At 68.5% G+C, this 17,858-nt stretch carries 14 protein-coding genes; 8 read left to right on the top strand and 6 right to left on the bottom strand.

Annotated features, from left to right (window positions below):
* Positions 1-7: 7 nt before the first annotated feature.
* On the bottom strand, positions 8-892 hold the full coding sequence (locus AC1DTW_RS01700; protein ID WP_477978455.1) for a LysR family transcriptional regulator: 885 nt from the start codon (positions 890-892) through the stop codon (positions 8-10).
* Positions 893-1,005: 113 nt separating this feature from the next.
* Between AC1DTW_RS01700 and AC1DTW_RS01695 the strand changes: the two genes are divergently transcribed.
* Complete coding sequence (locus tag AC1DTW_RS01695) at positions 1,006-1,797, top strand: phytanoyl-CoA dioxygenase family protein (protein WP_477978453.1); 792 nt, start codon at positions 1,006-1,008, stop codon at positions 1,795-1,797.
* Here AC1DTW_RS01695 and AC1DTW_RS01690 read toward each other — a convergent pair.
* The 3 genes from AC1DTW_RS01690 to AC1DTW_RS01680 form a co-directional block, all read right to left on the bottom strand.
* Complete coding sequence (locus AC1DTW_RS01690) at positions 1,734-4,187, bottom strand: sodium:solute symporter family protein (protein WP_477978451.1); 2,454 nt, start codon at positions 4,185-4,187, stop codon at positions 1,734-1,736. The genes AC1DTW_RS01695 and AC1DTW_RS01690 overlap by 64 nt on opposite strands.
* A 23-nt stretch (positions 4,188-4,210) precedes the next feature.
* Positions 4,211-5,071, bottom strand: a complete 861-nt coding sequence (locus AC1DTW_RS01685; protein WP_477978511.1) for an HpcH/HpaI aldolase/citrate lyase family protein — start codon at positions 5,069-5,071, stop codon at positions 4,211-4,213.
* A 112-nt stretch (positions 5,072-5,183) separates the two neighbouring features.
* Positions 5,184-7,007, bottom strand: a complete 1,824-nt coding sequence (locus tag AC1DTW_RS01680) for an OPT/YSL family transporter (RefSeq protein WP_477978449.1) — start codon at positions 7,005-7,007, stop codon at positions 5,184-5,186.
* A gap of 139 nt (positions 7,008-7,146) precedes the next feature.
* Here AC1DTW_RS01680 and AC1DTW_RS01675 point away from each other — a divergent pair, with 139 nt between their 5' ends.
* The 4 genes from AC1DTW_RS01675 to AC1DTW_RS01660 are packed head-to-tail and all read left to right on the top strand — an operon-like array spanning position 7,147 to position 10,176.
* Entirely contained in the window at positions 7,147-7,923 is a 777-nt protein-coding gene (locus tag AC1DTW_RS01675; RefSeq protein ID WP_477978447.1) for an ABC transporter substrate-binding protein, read from the top strand.
* A gap of 15 nt (positions 7,924-7,938) precedes the next feature.
* Complete coding sequence (locus tag AC1DTW_RS01670) at positions 7,939-8,625, top strand: ABC transporter permease (RefSeq protein ID WP_477978445.1); 687 nt, start codon at positions 7,939-7,941, stop codon at positions 8,623-8,625.
* 55 nt (positions 8,626-8,680) lie between these two features.
* The gene (locus AC1DTW_RS01665; protein WP_477978443.1) at positions 8,681-9,382 is read left to right on the top strand and encodes an ABC transporter permease; all 702 of its coding nucleotides are present in this window, start codon (positions 8,681-8,683) and stop codon (positions 9,380-9,382) included.
* A gap of 14 nt (positions 9,383-9,396) precedes the next feature.
* Positions 9,397-10,176, top strand: a complete 780-nt coding sequence (locus AC1DTW_RS01660) for an ABC transporter ATP-binding protein (RefSeq protein WP_477978441.1) — start codon at positions 9,397-9,399, stop codon at positions 10,174-10,176.
* 29 nt (positions 10,177-10,205) lie between these two features.
* On the opposite strand, the gene AC1DTW_RS01655 is transcribed toward AC1DTW_RS01660, so the two are convergent.
* On the bottom strand, positions 10,206-11,438 hold the full coding sequence (locus tag AC1DTW_RS01655; protein ID WP_477978439.1) for an MFS transporter: 1,233 nt from the start codon (positions 11,436-11,438) through the stop codon (positions 10,206-10,208).
* Between the two features lie 107 nt (positions 11,439-11,545).
* Positions 11,546-11,914 (bottom strand): YciI family protein, encoded by a 369-nt coding sequence (locus AC1DTW_RS01650; RefSeq protein ID WP_477978437.1) that lies wholly within the window; start codon positions 11,912-11,914, stop codon positions 11,546-11,548.
* A gap of 243 nt (positions 11,915-12,157) precedes the next feature.
* On the opposite strand from AC1DTW_RS01650, the gene AC1DTW_RS01645 reads away from it, so the two are divergent.
* The 3 genes from AC1DTW_RS01645 to AC1DTW_RS01635 all read left to right on the top strand — a co-directional run bounded on the left by AC1DTW_RS01645 (position 12,158) and on the right by AC1DTW_RS01635 (position 17,786).
* Positions 12,158-12,706, top strand: coding sequence for a GNAT family N-acetyltransferase (locus tag AC1DTW_RS01645; protein ID WP_477978435.1), 549 nt, complete (start codon positions 12,158-12,160; stop codon positions 12,704-12,706).
* A 235-nt stretch (positions 12,707-12,941) separates the two neighbouring features.
* Positions 12,942-16,658: an LGFP repeat-containing protein gene (locus AC1DTW_RS01640; protein ID WP_477978433.1), complete on the top strand. Its 3,717-nt coding sequence runs from the start codon at positions 12,942-12,944 to the stop codon at positions 16,656-16,658.
* 138 nt (positions 16,659-16,796) lie between these two features.
* Complete coding sequence (locus AC1DTW_RS01635) at positions 16,797-17,786, top strand: hypothetical protein (protein WP_477978431.1); 990 nt, start codon at positions 16,797-16,799, stop codon at positions 17,784-17,786.
* Positions 17,787-17,858: the final 72 nt, after the last annotated feature.

Below are 17,858 nucleotides of genomic sequence, written 5' to 3'. Positions count from 1 at the left end.
GGATGCGTCATGAGGGGCCGTGCCGGGCCATCGTCGCGCGGCATTCCTGCAGGAACACCGTGACGAGCCGGATGCGGATCGTCGCGCGCGACCACACGACGCCGATGCGGCGCGGTTCGAACGCGCGCGGCAGCGGGATGCGCACGAGGCGCAGCCCTTCGGGCCACGGCCGGGCCCAGTCGGGCACCAGCGAGACGCCGAGGCCGCGATCGACCATCACCGCGATCGCGTTCAGCGCGTTCAGCTCGAAGCGTTCGTGCGGCACGATGCCGGCCATGCGCAGGTACTGGTCGGCCTGGCGGCCGCCCCACTGCTGGCGGTCGTAGCGGATCAGCGGCTCGTTCGCGAGCAGCTCGTGCGGGTCGCGGCCCGTCATGCGCTCGGGCGCGAGCACGACCAGCGGCTCCTCGCGCAGCAGCTCCCAGTTGCAGGTCTTGGGCAGCGCGAACGGCGCCTGCAGCACGATCGCGGCGTCGAGCTCGCCGCTCTCGACCGCGCGGTGCAGGTCGGGCGAGTAGCCCGGCTTGATGAACACCTTGATGCGCGGAAAGGTCTCGACCATGCGCGCGAGGATGTCGGGCAGCATGCCGGTCAGCGCGTTCGTGCCGGCGCCGAGGCGCAGCTCGCCGGCGGTCGCATCGTCGTTCGCGACGGTGCCGAGATCGGCCACGTCGCGCAGCAGATCGCGCGAGCGCTGCAGGATGCGCGAGCCCGCCTCGGTGACGCTGACGGTGCGCCCGGCGCGCGCGATCAGCGGCGCGCCGATCTCGCGCTCCAAGGTGCGGATCTGCTGCGCGACCGCAGCCGGCGTGATGTTCAGCAGCCGCGCCGCCGCGGCCATCGAGCCGTGATCGACGACAGCGACGAAGGTGTTCAGGAACTGGGTGTCCACGGCCGCTCTTGGGTCAGAACTTGGGTCAGAAGATAGGCGCGCTCGCTTGTTGCGCGCGACGGGCGATTCGACAATTCTCGGGCACCGCGACGCGTGCGCCACGAAGCCGATCGATGATGAACTATCCCGTCGCTCGCCCCGAGCAGATCGAGTCCTTCGCCGAACACGGCTTCCTGGTCGTCAGGGACGCCATCGCGCACACCGAGCTCGACGCCCTCGAAGCGCATTGCGACACGCTGCTCGCGCAGAAGGAAACGCTCGCCAACGACTGGGCCTGGAGCGCCGACGAGAAGCGCGAGGAGCGCTCGTTCCGCATCGTCCAGTCGTCGCCGGCCAAGGTCTGGAAAGACATCGCGGTGCAGCCCTATCGCCGGTGGCTGGTCGCGTTCGGCGCGCAGCTGATGGCGATGCCGCTCGAGTTCTGGTACGACCAGTTCCTCGGCAAGCCGCCCGGGAAAAGCGTGCCGACGTACTGGCACCAGGACGAAGGCTACTGGGGCCGCAACCTGTTCGATCGCGGCATCACCGGCTGGATCCCGCTGCACGATGTCGATGCCGTCAACGGCTGCATGCACTTCATCGATGGCGGGCATCGCCTCGGCGTGCTGCCGCACCACGGCGTGGCCGGCGTGCAGAGCGACCTGCTGACCTGCGAGGTCGATGAATCGAAGAGGGTCGCGTGCCCGATGCGGCGCGGCGACGTGGCCTTCCACCATTCGAAGACGCCGCACATGAGCACCGCGAACAATGGCCCGGACTGGCGCAAGGCGGTGACGAACCATCTGCAGGCGGTCGGCGCGGGCGGCGAGGGTGGGCACTATGCGTGGCGGGTCAAGGTGAATCAGCGCACCGGCGAACGGGCGACGCCGGGCACATCGCCGACCTCGTCCACATCGTCGGCGTAGATCGTCAGCCCCTTCAGCGAGCGCGTCGTCTGCGGGAACAGGAAGCTCGCGCCGTAGCCGATCACGATGCACAGCATGATCGAAATCGCCAGGTAGAAGTACGGGTGCACGAGCTTCATCGACCAGGCGATCGTCGTCAGCACGATGCTCGAGGCGACGCCGATCGCCACGCCGCCCGAGTTCGCACGCCGAGTGAACATGCCCAGCGTGTACGCGCCCGCGAAGCCGCCGCCGAGCAGGCCGGCGAGTTCGATCGAGACGTCGAACAGCGAGTGGATGTCGTAGCGCGACAGCAGCAGCGCGCAGCCGATGCCGAGCAGCCCGGCGACGACCGTCATCCACTCGGCGAAGCGCACGCTCTTGGCCGGGTCGGGGTGGCGCACGAGCTTCTCGTAGAAGTCGACCGACGCGAGCGTCGACACGCTGTTCATGATGCTCGAGAGCGTCGCCATCGCGGCGGCGAAGATGCCGGCGATGATCAGCCCGGTGATGCCCATCGGCAGCTCCGCGGCGATGAACAACGGAAAGGTCGCGTCGATCGACAGCAGCGGGTTCATGCGCTCCGGGTGCGCCTTGTAGAACACGAACAGCGCGGTGCCGATCGAGTAGAAGACGAAGCCGCCGGGGATCATGATCGCGGCCAGCATCCAGACCGAGCGGCCGGCCTCTTTCGCGGAGCTCGTCGACAGCGTGCGCTGCATCAGCACCTGGTCTTTCGGGAACGTGAGCACCACGTCGAACAGCACCAGGAAGACGAAGCCCCAGACGGTCGCCTTGGTCAGGTCGAAGCTGAAGTCGAAGAGCTTCGTCTTGTTCTCGGCCAGCGCCGTCGACACGAGCTCGGGCAGGCCGCCGCGCAGCGCGTAGACGATGAAGCCGATCGCGAACAGCGCGCCGCCCATCTTGACGACGAGCTGCACGATGTCGGTCCAGACGACCGCCTTCATGCCGCCGAGCGCGGTGTAGACGATCGTGAAGCCGCCCATCAGCAGGATGCTCCAGACCACGTCGATGCCGGTGATCGTCGCGATCGCCAGCGACGGCAGGAACAGGATCACGCTCATCCGGCTGCCGAGCTGCGTGACGATGAACAGGCCGCTCGCGAGCATGCGGATCGCGGGGTGGAAGCGCGTCTCGAGGTACGAGAACACGCTCATCAGGTCGAGCCGGCGCAGCAGCGGCACGATCCAGACCGCGACGAACATCAGCGCGAGCACCGCGACCAGGTTGTTCGTCAGGTACTGCCAGTTGGTCTCGAAGGCCTTCGCGGGAATCGCGATGTAGCTGATCGAGCTCGTGTTCGCCGCGTACAGGCTCACGCCCGCGGCCCAGAACGGGATCGTGCGGCCGCCGACGAAGAAGTCGGACGTGGAGTTGCGCTTCTCGCGCAGGTAGAAGTACAGGCCGATGCCGAGCATCGAGACCAGGTAGACCGCGATCACGATCCAGTCGAGCCAGCGCAGCAGCAGCTTGCCGGACTCGATCTCGGCGCTGCCGAACGCTGCGGCCCGGCCGTCGGCCGTGGGCCGTGCCCACAGCAGGCCGTCGTGCCATGCGGCGACCGAGCGCGCGCTGGCGGCGTCGGCGTTGGCCAGCGTCGCCCACGAGCCGGTGATCGTGTGCATCGTCATCAGCTTCGGTGCGCCGGCGTCGGGCGCGGCCAGCAGGTACAGGCCGTGCGCCTGGCCAACCGCGCGCGCCGCGCCGGCGAGCACGCTGCCCGGGGCGTGCGGCTTGGCCTGCCAGCCGGCATCGGCCGACCAGCGCCAGAGCCGGTCGGCCGCGCCATCCTTGTCGTCGTGGGTCGTGACGAACAGCGCGCCGGTCTGCGCGAGCAGCGAGGTCGGCGCGGCGCGGCCCGGCCAGCCGCGGCGCGACATCCACTGCGGCGCCGCGGTGCCGGGCTGGATCTGCAGCACGCGCGCGTCGCCGGCCGCGTCGAGCCCGGCGACGTAGAGGCTGTCGGCGCTGACCGCAGCGCGCGCCGACTGCAGCGGCACCGGCAGCACCGGCAAGGCCTGCGTGGCCGGCACGCCGCCGGCGAGCGTCAAGCGCGCGACGCGCTCGACCAGCTCGTTCGCGCCCAGCAGCACGAAGGCCTGCCGGCCGTTGCCGGCGACGCCGACCAGCGGCGCATCAGGGTGCCATCGCGTCGGCACCCAGGCCGTGGCGTCGTCGGCCAGCACCCAGCTGCCCGCGCTGCCGATCGCGACCGGTCGGCCGTCGATGACCGCCAGCCCTTGCAGCGCGGCCGCGCTCGGCAGCGCGGGCAGCGTGCCGGTACGCACCGCGGCGAGGTTGTCGGCATGGCCGTTCAGCGGCCACAGCAGCGAGACAAGCAGGGCGGCGAACAGCGCGCGCAAGCCCGCGCAGGAACGGAGACGGGTCATGGGCAGCAGCTCAGGGCGCAAGCTCAGGTCGAAGAAGCCGAAGCGCGCGCGGCAGCCACGATGGCCTCGGCACGTTTCAGGAACGGCGGGTCGATCATGCGGCCATCGACGACGAACGCTGCACGCTCGCCGGCCCCGCGCGCGGCCTCGACGATGCGCCGCGCGGCAGCGAGCTCGGCGGCGTCCGGACCGAAGACCTCGTTCGCGGCGGCGATCTGGCTCGGGTGAATGCAGCTCTTGCCGCCGAAGCCGAGGCGGCGCGCCATCTGCGCCTCGGCGCGAAAGCCCGGCAGGTCCTGCAGATCGGTGAACGCGGCGTCGCAGGCGAACACGCCGGCGGCCCCGGCCGCGATGCGCAGCGCGAACATCGCGGCGTGCACGTTGGCGGCGTCGCGCCGCGCGATGCCCAGCGGCTCGAACAGGTCGGCCAGCCCGAGCTGCAGGCCGACGACGCGCGGGTGCGCGGCCGCGATCTCGGTGGCGCGCCCGAGCGCCGCGGCACTCTCGATGTTCACAAGCAACCCGATCGGCTCGCGCACGCCGTTCGCGGCCTCGGCGCGCTCGATTGCAGTCACGGCCTGGCGCACATCGCCGGCCGAGTCGGTCTTGGGCAGGTTGATCAGGTCCAGGCCGGGCCGCACGACGGCGTGCAGATCGTCTTCAAACTCGGCGCTGCCGAGCGCATTGATGCGCACGATGCGCAGTGCCCGTGCCGCGCGCGCGCTGGGCGATCGCAGCGCCGCGGCGACCCGCGCCCGCGCCTCGGCCTTGCGCGCCGGCGCGACCGAATCCTCGAGATCGAACGAGACCGCGTCGGCCGCACTCGCGAGCGCCTTGTCGAACAGCTCCGCGCGCGCGCCGGGCACGAAGAGCTTGCTGCGCATGAAGAGGAGGCTGCTGACCATGCCCGGCAGTGTGGGTGAAGACACCGCAAGGAAAAACTGTCTGCCGCATATTCAGACGATAGATTTGCTTGCGGCCCCGGGGCCGCGGCGTTCAGCCCGCCACCGTCGCCAGCAGCCCGACGATCCCCAGGCCGAGCGCCGCGAGTGCGTCGCCGGCGATCAGGCCGCCGCCGATCAGCGAGGTCGTGCTCATGTCGTCGGCCAGCGTGTCGTCGCTGCGGCGCGTGGCCGCGCCGCGGTCGGCAAGCCAGTTCGACGCGCTGGTGATCACGCCGCCGGCCGCGAACCAGGCCGAGGTCGCGAGGCTCAGGAAGGTGCCGAACGAGTACGCGTACGGCGAGGGCAGCAGCACCGCGTCGATCACGAAGTCGGCCGCGCCGCCGGCCTTGCCGCTGCGCTTGAAGCGCTCGTACGGTGCCCACGCGAACAGCAGCTTGCGCGCGATCTGCGTGGCCAGCCCGAGCCCGATGCCAAGCACGATCGCGGTGCGCTGGTAGGGCTTGTCGTCGGTCAGGCTGCGCAGCACGCCGACGAACTTGTAGGTCATCGCCGAGAGCCATTGCGAGGGCTGCGCGCCGGCCTGCATCACGGTCTGGTCGAGCCCGAGCACCGGGTAGGCGCTCATGAAGAGTTTCGCGAAGCCGACCGAGAGGATCGCGCCGACGACCAGCCCCATGACCTGGAAGCGGAACTGGATCGCGCGCGGCGTGCCCAGGCGCCAGCCGGTCGAGCGATCCTGCTGCATGTCGCCGGCGACGCTGCACGCGACCAGCAGGATGCCGCCGGCCATCAGCCCGACCGTCGGGTCTTTCAGGCCGAGCGCGGCCATCAGCACGACGGCGGTGACGAAGGCCGACGAGATCGGGTTGCTGTCGCTGATGCCGAGCGAGATGCCGTTGACCATCGCGAACACGAATACCAGCAGGATCGCGATCGCCATGAAGAACACAGGCTGGTGCATCACGCTCGCGCCGATCCACACGACCGCCGCGCCCCAGAACGCGACCCACGCGACGAGGCGGCCGGTGCTGGTGCGCTTCCAGTCTTCGTCATCTTCGACCGCGGCTCGCGCTGCCGGGGGCGCGCGCCAGCGGCGTGCGGCCTCGACGAGGATCAGGCCGATGTCGAGGATCGCGGCGCCCATGATCATCCCGAGGCCGATCAGGAACGTGATCTTGCGGAACGGCTCGCCGGCATGCAGCCAGCCGATCGAGACGAAGTACGGGATCAGCAGCGTGCCGGTCACGCCGGCGACGAGCGCGGCGATGCCGATGCGCGCGCCGACCAGCATGCCGGCGCCCACGGTCGAGGTCGACAGATCGATCGCGCCGATCATCGCGACCTTCGCCGCGCTCAGGCCGCCGAAGACGCCCAGGCCCATGCCGGTGCCGAGCCGTCCGACCGACATGCGCAGCAGCACCGGGTCGGTCAGCGCGCGCAGGATGTTGGCGACCGCCAGGCCCGACGGGAAGGTCAGCTGCAGCCGGTCGACCAGGATCGGCGTGTACAGCATGCCGACACCGGCGCCGAACATGCCGATCGCGCCCATGAACAGCATCAGCTCCCAGAGCGGCGGCTGCGGCAGGCCCATCCAGACCATCGCCTGGATCAGCACGCCCATGCCGGCCATCCCGGCGACCGAGGCCGCCGCGGTCTGCATGTAGTTCGCGCCGTGCTTGCCTTCGGGCCCATAGCCCAGCGTCACGGTCGAGCCGAGGATGCCGGCCAGCACCTGCCCGCCGACGAAGAAGCCGATCGAGAAGTTCATGTACGACGCCGTCACGCCGCCCAGCGGCCCCAGCACGAGCGCGCCGAGCAGCCCCAGCATCAGGTAGTAGCGCTTGCTGCCGATCGGCGGCAGCCAGGCCCAGCGCGGGGCGGGCGGGGCCGCGAGGGCGGCGGAACTCGTGTTCATGTTTCGCATGGCGCATGCAGGCTGCGCGATTCTGTCGGGCGTCAATTGGAACACCGCCGGCAGCCGCTGCCGGCGCCGCCATTACAGTGGGAACCCTCGGCGGCGGCGATCCGCCCGCCCACACCCCACGGAGAACTCGATGAAGAAGCTGCTGGCCGGACTGTCGCTCGCGCTGCTGATCCTCGCACCGGGCGCGCGCGCCGCCGACGCGCCGTCGAAGCTGCGCATCGGCGTCGAGGGCGCCTACCCGCCGTTCAGTTCGGTCGGCGCCGACGGCAAGATCATCGGCTTCGACATCGACATCGCGAACGCGCTGTGCACCGAGATGAAGGCGCAGTGCACGCTGGTGCAGCAGGATTTCGACGGCCTGATCCCGGCGCTGCAGGCGCGCAAGTTCGACCTGATCGTCGCGTCGATGTCGGTCACGCCCGAGCGGCTCAAGGCGGTCGACTTCTCCGACAAGTACTACAACACGCCGAACCGGCTGATCGCGAAGCGCGGCGTCACGATCGACGGTTCGCCCGGCAGCTTCAAGGGCCACAAGATCGGCGTGCAGCGCAGCACGATCAACGACCGCTACGCGACCGCCAAGTTCAGCGGCGCGACGATCCAGCGCTACACCAAGCAGGACGAGGTCTTTCTCGACCTCGCGGCCGGCCGCATCGACGCGACGCTGGTCGACGCGGTCGCCGGCGACGTCGGCTTCCTGAAGACGCCGGCCGGCAAGGGCTACGCGTTCACCGGGCCGGTCTACGACGACCCGGCGTATTTCGGTACCGGGGTCGGCGTTGCGATGCGCAAGGGCGAGACGGCGCTGCGCGACAAGGTCAATGCGGCGATCAAGGCGATCCGCGCGAACGGCGTCTACAAGAAGCTGCAGGACCGGTACTTCGATTTCGACGTCTACGGCAAGTAGGCCGAACTGCCCGCGATGCTGCAGGGCTACCTGCCGAGCCTGCTCGAAGGCGCCGCGCTGACCCTGGCGGTCGCGCTCGCGTCGCTCGCGCTGGCGCTCGTGCTCGGCCTGGCCGGCGCGGCGCTGAAGCTCTCGGGCTCGACCTTCTGGCGCCGCGCCGCGACCGTGTACACCACCGTGATCCGCGGCGTGCCCGACCTGGTGCTGATGCTGCTGATCTTCTTCGGCGGCCAGATCGCGGTGAACGCGCTCGCACAGCGGCTCGGCATCGAGTATGTCGACATCGACCCGTTCGTCGCCGGCGTCGCGACGCTCGGCTTCATCTTCGGCGCCTACTTCACCGAGACCTTCCGCGGCGCGATCCTGGCGATCCCGCCGGGGCAGGTCGAGGCCGGGCGCGCGTTCGGCATGTCGGCGTGGACGCTGTTCCGCCGCATCACCGCACCGCAGATGCTGCGCTTCGCGATCCCGTCGTTCACGAACAACTGGCTGGTGCTGGTGAAGTCGACCGCGCTGGTCTCGCTGATCGGCCTGAACGACATGCTGCAGAAGGCCCAGCAGGCGGCCGGCGCAACGCGCCAGCCGTTCACGTTCTTTCTCGCGGTCGCGGTGCTGTACCTCGCGATCACGAGCGTCTCGGTGCTCGCGCTGCGCGCGCTGGAGCAACGCGTGTCGCGCGGCGTGAAGGTCGCGGCGCTGTGAGCCCGCCGGGCCGCCCCAAGGGCGAACACCGAAGTGCGCGGCACGAAGGCTGCCTATGAATTTCAGCGCGATCGCCGAGAGCCTGCCGACCTATGGGGCCGGGCTGCTGACGACGCTCGAACTGCTCGCGCTGGCGCTCGCGTTCGGCCTGGTCGCCGCGCTGCCGCTCGGCGTGATGCGCGCGTCGAGCCGGCGCTGGCTCGGCGTGCCGATCGGTGCGCCGGTCTGGCTCTACACCTACGTGATCCGCGGCACGCCGCTGCTGGTGCAGCTGTTCCTCGTCTACTACGGCCTCGCGCAGTTCGAGGCGCTGCGCGCGAGCCCGCTCTGGCCGTGGTTCGCGAGCCCGTGGTTCTGCGCGGTGCTCGCGTTCGCGCTCAACACCTGCGCCTACACGACCGAGATGATCGCCGGCGCGATCCGCGCGACGCCGCACGGCGAGGTCGAGGCGGCGCGCAGCCTGGGCATGTCGTGGGCGCTGCTGATGCGGCGCATCGTGCTGCCGTCGGCGCTGCGCCGCTGCCTGCCGGCCTACAGCAACGAGGTCATCATGATGCTGCACGCGACTTCGCTGGCCAGTGTCGTGACCTTGCTCGACCTGACCGGCGCGGCGCGCGAGATGAATTCGCGCTTCTACCTGCCGTTCGAGGCCTTCGTCACCGCCGCGCTGTTCTATCTGCTGCTGACCTTCGCGCTGGTCGCTCTGTTCCGGCGCGCCGAGGCGCGCTGGCTCGCGCACCTGCGGTCGCGGCACTGAACGCCTTCTTCCCGATGACCGAATCTTCCATTCCGGCGCTGCAGGTCGAGAACCTTCACAAGCGCTTCGGTGCGACCGAGGTGCTGAAGGGCGTCGACCTGACCGCGAACGCCGGCGACGTGATCGCGATCATCGGCGCCAGCGGTTCGGGCAAGAGCACGCTGCTGCGCTGCATCAACCTGCTCGAACAGCCGCATGCCGGGCGCATCGTGCTGGCGGGCGAGGAACTGCGCCTCGAGGCCGGCCGGCACGGCGAGCTGCGGGCCGCCGATGCGCCGCAGTTGCAGCGCCTGCGCTCGCGCATCGCGATGGTGTTCCAGCACTTCAACCTGTGGTCGCACATGACGGCGCTCGAGAACGTCATCGAAGCCCCGATGCGCGTGCTCGGCGTGCCGCGCGTTGCGGCGATCGCGCGCGCGCAGGCGCTGCTGCAGCGCGTCGGCGTCGCGCACCGGCAGGGCCTGTATCCGTCGCAGCTGTCGGGCGGTGAGCAGCAGCGCGTCGCGATCGCGCGGGCGCTGGCGATGGAGCCCGAGGTGATGCTGTTCGACGAGCCGACCTCGGCGCTCGACCCCGAGCTCGTCGGCGAGGTGCTGCGTGTGATGCGCGACCTCGCGGCCGAGGGCCGCACGATGATCGTCGTGACGCACGAGATGGGCTTCGCGCGCGAGGTCGCGAGCCATGTCGTGTTCCTGCACCAGGGCCTGATCGAGGAGCAGGGTGACCCGCGTGTGGTGCTGTCGGCACCGACGAGCGCGCGGCTGCGGGGGTTCCTCGCCGGGAATTTGAAGTAGCGCCAGTCGCGGCTCTCCAGGCTGATCGCTCAGGCCACCGCGGCCATCAGCTGCCGTCGCGGCAGCCGCGTGAACGCAAGCGCGGACAGGAAGGCCCCGATGCCCAGCGAGAACGCGCCGATGAAGAGCCATGCATAGCTGGAAAACGCGTCGTAGATCAACCCGCCCAGCACGGGCCCCAGCGCCATGCCGAGGCTGCTGGCCATCGTGGTGCCGCCGATCACCGTGCCCATCATGCGCAGCGGAAAATTCTCGCGCGCGATCACGGCAAACAGCGGCATCACGCCGGCATAGGTGAAGCCGAACAACGCAGCGACGGTGTAGAAGCTCCCCAGCTCGCGCGCGTACACATAGCCCAGCACCACGATCGCCTGGGCGAGCAGCGCCAGCACCAGGACGCGCGCGGCCCCGAAGCGGTCGCCCAGCAGCCCGAACACGAGGCGGCCGCCCATGCCCGCGAGGCCTTCCAGGCTGTAGATCGACACGGCGGCCATCAGCGGGATGCCGCAGGTGACGGCGTAGCTCACCGTGTGAAAGATCGGCCCCGAGTGGGTGGCGCAGCTCAGAAAGCTCGTCGCCACCAGGATCAGGAACGGCGCAGAGCGCATGGCCTGCCCGACGGACAACCCCGGCTCATGCGCCGAGCCCGTTGCCGCTGCGGACGCGGCTTGCGCCAGTGCAGGCGGGCGGCGTATCAGCAACGCCATGGGCACCATGATGATCGCCACCAAGGCCGCGATGATCTGCAGCGAGGTGCGCCAGTCGTGGCCCTGCACCAGCCACGCTGCCAGCGGCGACATGGTCATCGGCGCCATGCCCATGCCGGCCGACACCAGCGACACAGCCAGGCTGCGCCGCGTGTCGAACCACCCGGTGACGCACGCCATCATCGGCGCAAAGATCGCCGCCGCGCTGAAGCCGACCAGCGCGCCGAACAACAGCTGGAACGCCACGAGCGAAGTCGCCAGGCTGGCCAGCGCGAGACCGGTGGCGAGCAGCAAGGAGCCCGCCAGGACCACGATGCGTGGGCCCACGCGGTCGGAGAGGGTGCCCCAGGCGATGCTGCCGAGCGCGAGCGCCACGAAGGCGAGCGTCATCGCGGTGGAGATCCCCGTGGTGGACCACCCCGTGTCCTGCGCGATCGGGCGCAGGAACACCGGCAGCGAAAACAGACCGCCGATCGCCACGCAGCCGAGCGCGCCGCCTGCGGCCACGATGATCCAGCGGTAGTGCGCGCGCAGCGCGTTCGTCCAAGCAGGCATGGTTCGGTCCTTGGTTGATTCGGTGTGATCTGAAGGTCAGGCTAGCGGCGGCCGCCCGACGGCGTGAGTAACAAGCGTGGCGTGATTGCCGGCGTGATTTGCAAACGTCAGGGCTTGCAGCCGAGCTCCGGCCCGTCGAGCTGGCGCACTTCGCACTCGACGTCCCAATCGGTGCCGTGCACCTTGAGAAAGCGCCGCGTCAGCTCGACGGCGTCCGCCGACGACGGCGCCTCGAGGATCGCGTAGCCCCCGATCACCTCCTTGGTCTCGGTGAACGGGCCATCCACCACCGTGAGGCTGCCGCCGCGGTGCAACTTCACGCGCACGCCTTCGGAGGTAGGCCGCAGCCCGGCAGTGCTCACGAGCTGCCCGGTGCGGGTGAGCTCATCGATCAGCTTGCCCATGTCGGCCATCAGCTGCTCGCTGGGCACTTGGCCGGCGGTTTCGTCGATTCGGATCATCGAAAGGAATCGCATGGTCACGTCTCCTGGTCGTGGCGCGGCGGAACGATTCCGCCACCTCATCCCCCACGACGAACGAAAACCAGCCGAATCGACAGTCGTGGCATTGCGGGGGCTCAGCGGACTGAACCGATTTGCGCGGACCGGTGAAGGTCGCGGCCAAGACCGCAAAGAAGACAAGCCGGCTCCAGCCATTGACCGCCACAACACGCTTCACCAGAATGGCTCGATCCCATTCCTGGTCGCTGACCTTTGCCCATGACGCTGCTGACCACGAGTCGACTCCGATTGGAGCCCTTCGCCGAAGGCCATCTTGCCGGCTTGAACAAGCTGAACTCCGATCCGGAGGTGATGCGCTATCTCTCGGCGGGTCGACCGGAAACGCTCGAAGAGACCCGCGCAATCATTGGGCGCGTTGTGAAGCGCTGGGGCGAGGTTGGCTATTCGTGGTGGGCGCTCTTTGAGCGCGAAACCGAAGAGCTCGTTGGCGCAGGCGCCGTTCAAAATCTGCGGCGAGAGGCGACCTTGGTACCCGACTTGGATTGTCCGCTGGAGATCGGATGGCGGCTTCGGCGGGATCGATGGGGTCAGGGCCTGGCCGCGGAGGCGGGGCGAGCCATGGGTGATTTCGTGTTCAAAGAGTTGAATGCGCGAGAACTTTTCGCCGTTTGTGATCCGGCCAACGTCGCATCCGCGAACGTGATGAGGCGCCTGGGTATGCAAGAGGCCGGCGTTCAACGCTGGTATGGCAAGGACCTGCTCACGTACCGCATCCATGCCGACCAGTGGATCTCAAATGCGCCTTGAGCGGCTAGGACCCTGGGCGGCAGAGAACGGGGCCCGCCCTTTTCAAGCAGTCACGACAGGCTGAGCCATGGCGTCGAGTGGGTGCAGGACTGTTGGGTCTCCAACAGCGCACCCGTCGCAGCGCGGACAAGCCTAACCCTAGGGGGTGAGCCGCCTTCGCATCACTTTGCGGGATAGGCCAGCACACCCATGCTCATATCGTCGACCGCTCCACCAAAGCCAGCGGGACTGCAACATGAACCAGTTGATCGTCGACTACGACTTGGGCAGCACCACGCCCGCCAACCCGGACGCCACGCTGCCGGCCACGGTGACGGGTTGCACCGTTGGGGCGGGGCCGGGAGCCACCACGTTGGGAACCTATGCGCAGGCCCTGGATTTCGGCGCCGGCGCGTCGCTGACGACGCAGTTGCCCGTGGCAGCGCTCAACCGCGTGAAGTTCGCGGTCCGCACGGTGTTCAAGGTCGACATCAAGCCCGTGGCGCGGCAGACCTTGGTGTGCTCTGCCGCGCTGCCGCTGGGCTTGGCTGTCGAGCCCGGCAGCGGCAGCAGCGATTTCCACCTCGTCGCCGGCCTCACGCTGGCGGCGGCGGGCGCGGGGCAAGCGTCCACGCAGTGGCTGATGGACCTGAAGCTGGGCACCTGGTACGCCGCCGATCTGGTCTACGACACCGACACGCTGGGCCTCTTTGTCGACGGTGTGATCCGCTCGGTGCGCGCGTACCCGGCAGGCACGCTGGCGGCGGGCAGTGGCGACCTGCTGCGCGCCGGCGTGGCGGCCGACGGCATCCACGAACACTTCATGGGCAGCATGGCCGCGCTGCAGCTGCATGCCGACATCCCCATCGAGCTGGAAGCGCAGGTCGACGAACGGCGCTCGCACCCGCAATGGTTCCTCACCTACAAGGAAGAGGATCTGCGCCCCTACCTGGACTTCGGCTCGCCCACGGCCGTGTACCAGTACGACCTGCCCAGTGGCGCCTGGGTCCAGTCGTTTGGCGCCGGCACACTGATGTATGCCGACGCGGTGGGCCACGCCTTTGAACTGCATGGGCTGATCCGCGAGGCCTACTGGGCCCTGCCCAACCGCGCCGAGCTGGGCTACCCCATCAGCGACGAGATGGACACGGCGCGCCGCGGCGGTCGCAAGAACCTGTTCAGCCGCGGCGGGCTGTACTGGTCGCCCGCCACGGGCGCGCGGCCGGTGACGGCGCAGCTGTGGGTGGACTACGAAAGCCTGGGCGAGTCCGGCTTCCTGGGCCTGCCGCTGGCGGCGGCAGAGAGCATTCCGGGCGGCCTGCGCCAGCGCTTCCAGGGCGGCAACATGTACCACCGCGCGGGGCAGCCGCGGGCCTTTGAAGTGCACGGCGCCATCCTGGCCCGCTTCCGGGCCGTGGGCGAGGTCTCGTCCTGGGGCTACCCGGTGAGCAACGAGGGCGACTTGCTCAACGGCGCCCAGGTCATAGGCCGCACCAGCGAGTTCGAAGGTGTCACCTGCTACTGGAGCGCCGGCAGCGGTGCCTTTGAAGTGCATGGCGACATTCGCGCCACCTACCGCAGCCTGAGCGGCCCTTCGGGCAAACTGGGCTTCCCCACCAGCGATGAAGGCGACGTGCCCGGCGCAGGCGGCGCACGCTTCAACATCTTCCAGCACGGCAGCATCGTCTGGTTCGGCAGCATGGGCGAGACCTACGTGTGCCAAGCATTCGACATCAACATCGGTCGCATCGACAGCAAGGAATCCGAAGGCTGGGGCCGCGGCCAGAACGACGTCTATCTGCACCTGGGCGTGGAAGACAACGGCCACGTGATCCACGCCGAGCGCATCCCCGGCAGCGGCGATTCCGACGGCCAAAACGTCTACGGTATCAATCGCACGCTGAACCTGGGCCCGGCGGGCATCGTGCCCAACCGGGTGGACTGCGTCATCAAGCTGACCATGGACATCTGGGACAGCGACTGGCCCGATGACGACGACCACCTGGGCTACTTCTCGCATGTGCTGGACATGGCCAACGCCTGGGGCCTGCGCGGCAACCGCGGCGGTCTGTTCAACAGCGGCGGCTTCGACAATATCAACACCGTCACCTGGTCGGTGTCGCCGCGTGTCAACGAGGCACTGTTGGACGACAACCAGCGCTGGTGGGGCGTGAAGAACCGCGGTACCAACGAACTGAGCTGGCCGCAGTACGCCGCGGCCTTCACGGACGTCGACAGTGACACCGAGTGGTGGGACCCCACCGACTGGCTGGCGGCGTTGTTCTACGAGGCCGCGGTCAAGGGACTGGCCAAGAGCGGCAACTGCTTCGGCATGTCGCTGGAGGCCATCTACAGCTACAAGCACCGCAGCATCCTGCGCCTGCCGCTGGACCGCTTTTCCGATGCCAGCAACCAGTGGGAAGCGGTGCGTGGTGAGTTCAACATCAAGCACCAGTACCAGGTGGGCGCACCGGCCATCTGGTGGTTCGTGGGCCAGTTCCTGTCCGGCAACACGCACGACCCGGTGGACGTCTTCCACGCCACGCGCGACGCCCATGCGCACGGCATGGACCCGGTGCTGTGCATCGCGCAGAACTACGACTTCAGCGGCGCGCCGCACTGCATCCTGCCTGTGGCCTGGGACGACAGCAGCAAGCCCTGGAAGCTGTGGGTGCACGACCCGAACTTCCCGGCGCCGCAAGTCCCCGCGCTGCGTGCGGTGCTTGTGGACCCGGACGCCAACACCTTCAGCTACAGCGGCGGCAGCATGTACGCGGGCGGCGAGTGGTCCGGCGGGCGCATGCACTACATGCCCTATTCGGTGGTCTGCGAGCAGCCGCGCACGCCCATCTTCGAGGCTCTGATGCTGCTGCTCAGCGGCGCCATCCTCATCGTCGGCTCCGACGGCGAAACCCTGAGCCTGACCGACGAAAACGGCGTCGACCTGGACGCCTTTGGCGCCGACGCGGTGGCGCGCCTGAAGGCCGGGCAATCGGTGGCCAACAAGTTCGTGTCGGTGAAGGGCTTTGACGCCCACACAGACCTGTGCGCTGTGGAACGCACGGGCGACAGGCCCGTCGCCGAAGTGGTCGACAAACCGCGCCGTCCGCACGGCATGGTGCCGGCGGAAGTGCACCTGCGCTCACAACCCAGGCGGGTGTCGCGCTATACACCGCCCAACCGCCGCACCGGCACCGACTGGACGCGCCTGACGCTGCGCGAGTACCTGTGTCAGTGGGCGCCGGCGCCGATACGCCGCGCGGTGGAGGCCAACACGGCCTTTGTCGCCGCCAACGAAGGGCGGCTGATGATTCATCTGCTGCAGGCGCCCGCGAAGCCAGCCGGCGCGGGGCCGACGGACGCGGCGCTCTCGCACGCCATGCTGTCCAACGTCGCTAGCGGCCGCGTCTCGGCCGCCGCGTTGTCGGCCCTCGGCCCGGTGTTCCAGTCGCCCAGCAACTTCATCCACACGCTGCGCGGCCTGCGCCGCGGCGAGCTGCGCTACGCCTTCAAGCAGGGGCTGACGGAAGTGATGATCAGTGGCGAAGCCCACGCCGGCGACCTGCACACGCTACAGGTGCGCGACCTGGGCACACACACCAACACCGTGAAGCTGCTCTCCAGCCGGGACAAGGTGCTGAGCCTGGTGGTGCACAGCCGCATCGGCGTCGGCCGCGACCAGTTGCGCCTGCAGCTGGACGGCCTGGCCATCAGCGCCGGCCAGGAGATGAGCCTCAACATCAAGCCGGGGCTGGGCGGTGTGGACGTCGTCAGCGGCGGCAAGCTCACTGCGCAGGCCACGCTGGAACTGGTCAAGAAGGGGGTGCGCTACAGCGGCAAGTTCATGCTGGCTTCCGAGCAGGGCCTGCGGGTGCTGCCGTCCACCTTCCTGACCAACAAGGCGCTGAAGGTGGCGCAGATCGACCGGCTGTTCGGGGACTCACTGAAGACCATGCTGGTCAATAGCGTCTGAAAAAGAGCTGCCCCGCGAGCACCGCCAAAGCCAAGCGGGCTGAAGGAGGCACCGGCCTGGAAAAGCCGACATCGGACCGGCGGCGGGCCATGGGTTGCGCCATGATCGCGAGCATCACACTTGATTGCCGGCGCCTCGATGAACACGAAACCTCCGTCGCTCGTCGACCAGTTTGTCGCCTACGCGGGTCCATCGCGGTACGTCTCCGCGGTCGTTGTCGTCCTCCTGCTGGCGCTGCTGTTGGCATTGGCCGTCTTCTCGCAGGCGGGCCTCGCAACGGTTGGTCCACGTGGTCTCTGGAAATTGGGACTCGAGCCGACATTGATCGTCTACATCCTGGGAATTTATCCGTGGCTGCAAAGACGCTTTGCGCTGGCCATCGACACGCTGCGACCCCATTGCAATCAGCCCGAAATCGTCAGCGAGGCCCATGCCGCCAAGAGGCGCGGCGAATTGATCGCGCTGCTGCTTGGCGCGGTCTTTTCTCTTTGGGTCACGAGTTCCTGGCGCATCGAAGGGACATGGATGTGGCTCTACCTCATCGCTGCCAACGCCGTTCTGTTCAGCCTGATGGCGCTCGCGATCTACGACGGCCTGGAGCGAACGCGGCTACTCGCCCGCATGATGCGCGCCGGCCTGCAACTGGATCTTTTCGATCGCCAGCTGCTGGCGCCGATGGCGCGCTGGGGGCAGACCATTGCGCTCACTTTCGTCGGCGGCATTTGCCTGAGCCTGATCTTCCAGTCCTACGAGACCCTGCACTCGGTCCGCTCCCTCGTCATCTATTCGATCTTGATCGTCGTTTCGCTGACGCTGTTCTTCACTTCGGTGTGGAGCATCCACAAGGCCTTGATCGTCGCGCAGCAACGTGAATTGGCCGTCGTTCGCCAACATTGGTTGGTGGCCCGCAGCGAGCTGAAGAGAAAGCTTGCCGAAGGCGGACAAAGCGATATCGCCGCCCTCTACGACCCGTTGGTCGTTCTCAGCGCCTACGAGAGCCAAGTTCTCGCGGCATCCACCTGGCCGTTCAACCCGAAGATCGTCAAAGAGGTTCTGGCATCTTTCGTCGCGCCATTCCTGATCTACGGGCTGAAAATTGCAATAGGCCGGCTGTCGGGGAGCAACTGAACCGCGGTCCGCTTTGGGAACGCGCCCCCGGGTGAACGGCGGCTTCCAGCGGTGGCGGACAATCATGTGACG

The sequence above is a fragment of the Rhizobacter sp. P5_A1 genome, assembly GCF_056400745.1.
Note: the sequence above shows the minus strand (reverse complement) of the source record. Positions and strands in the feature narration are given on the sequence as shown.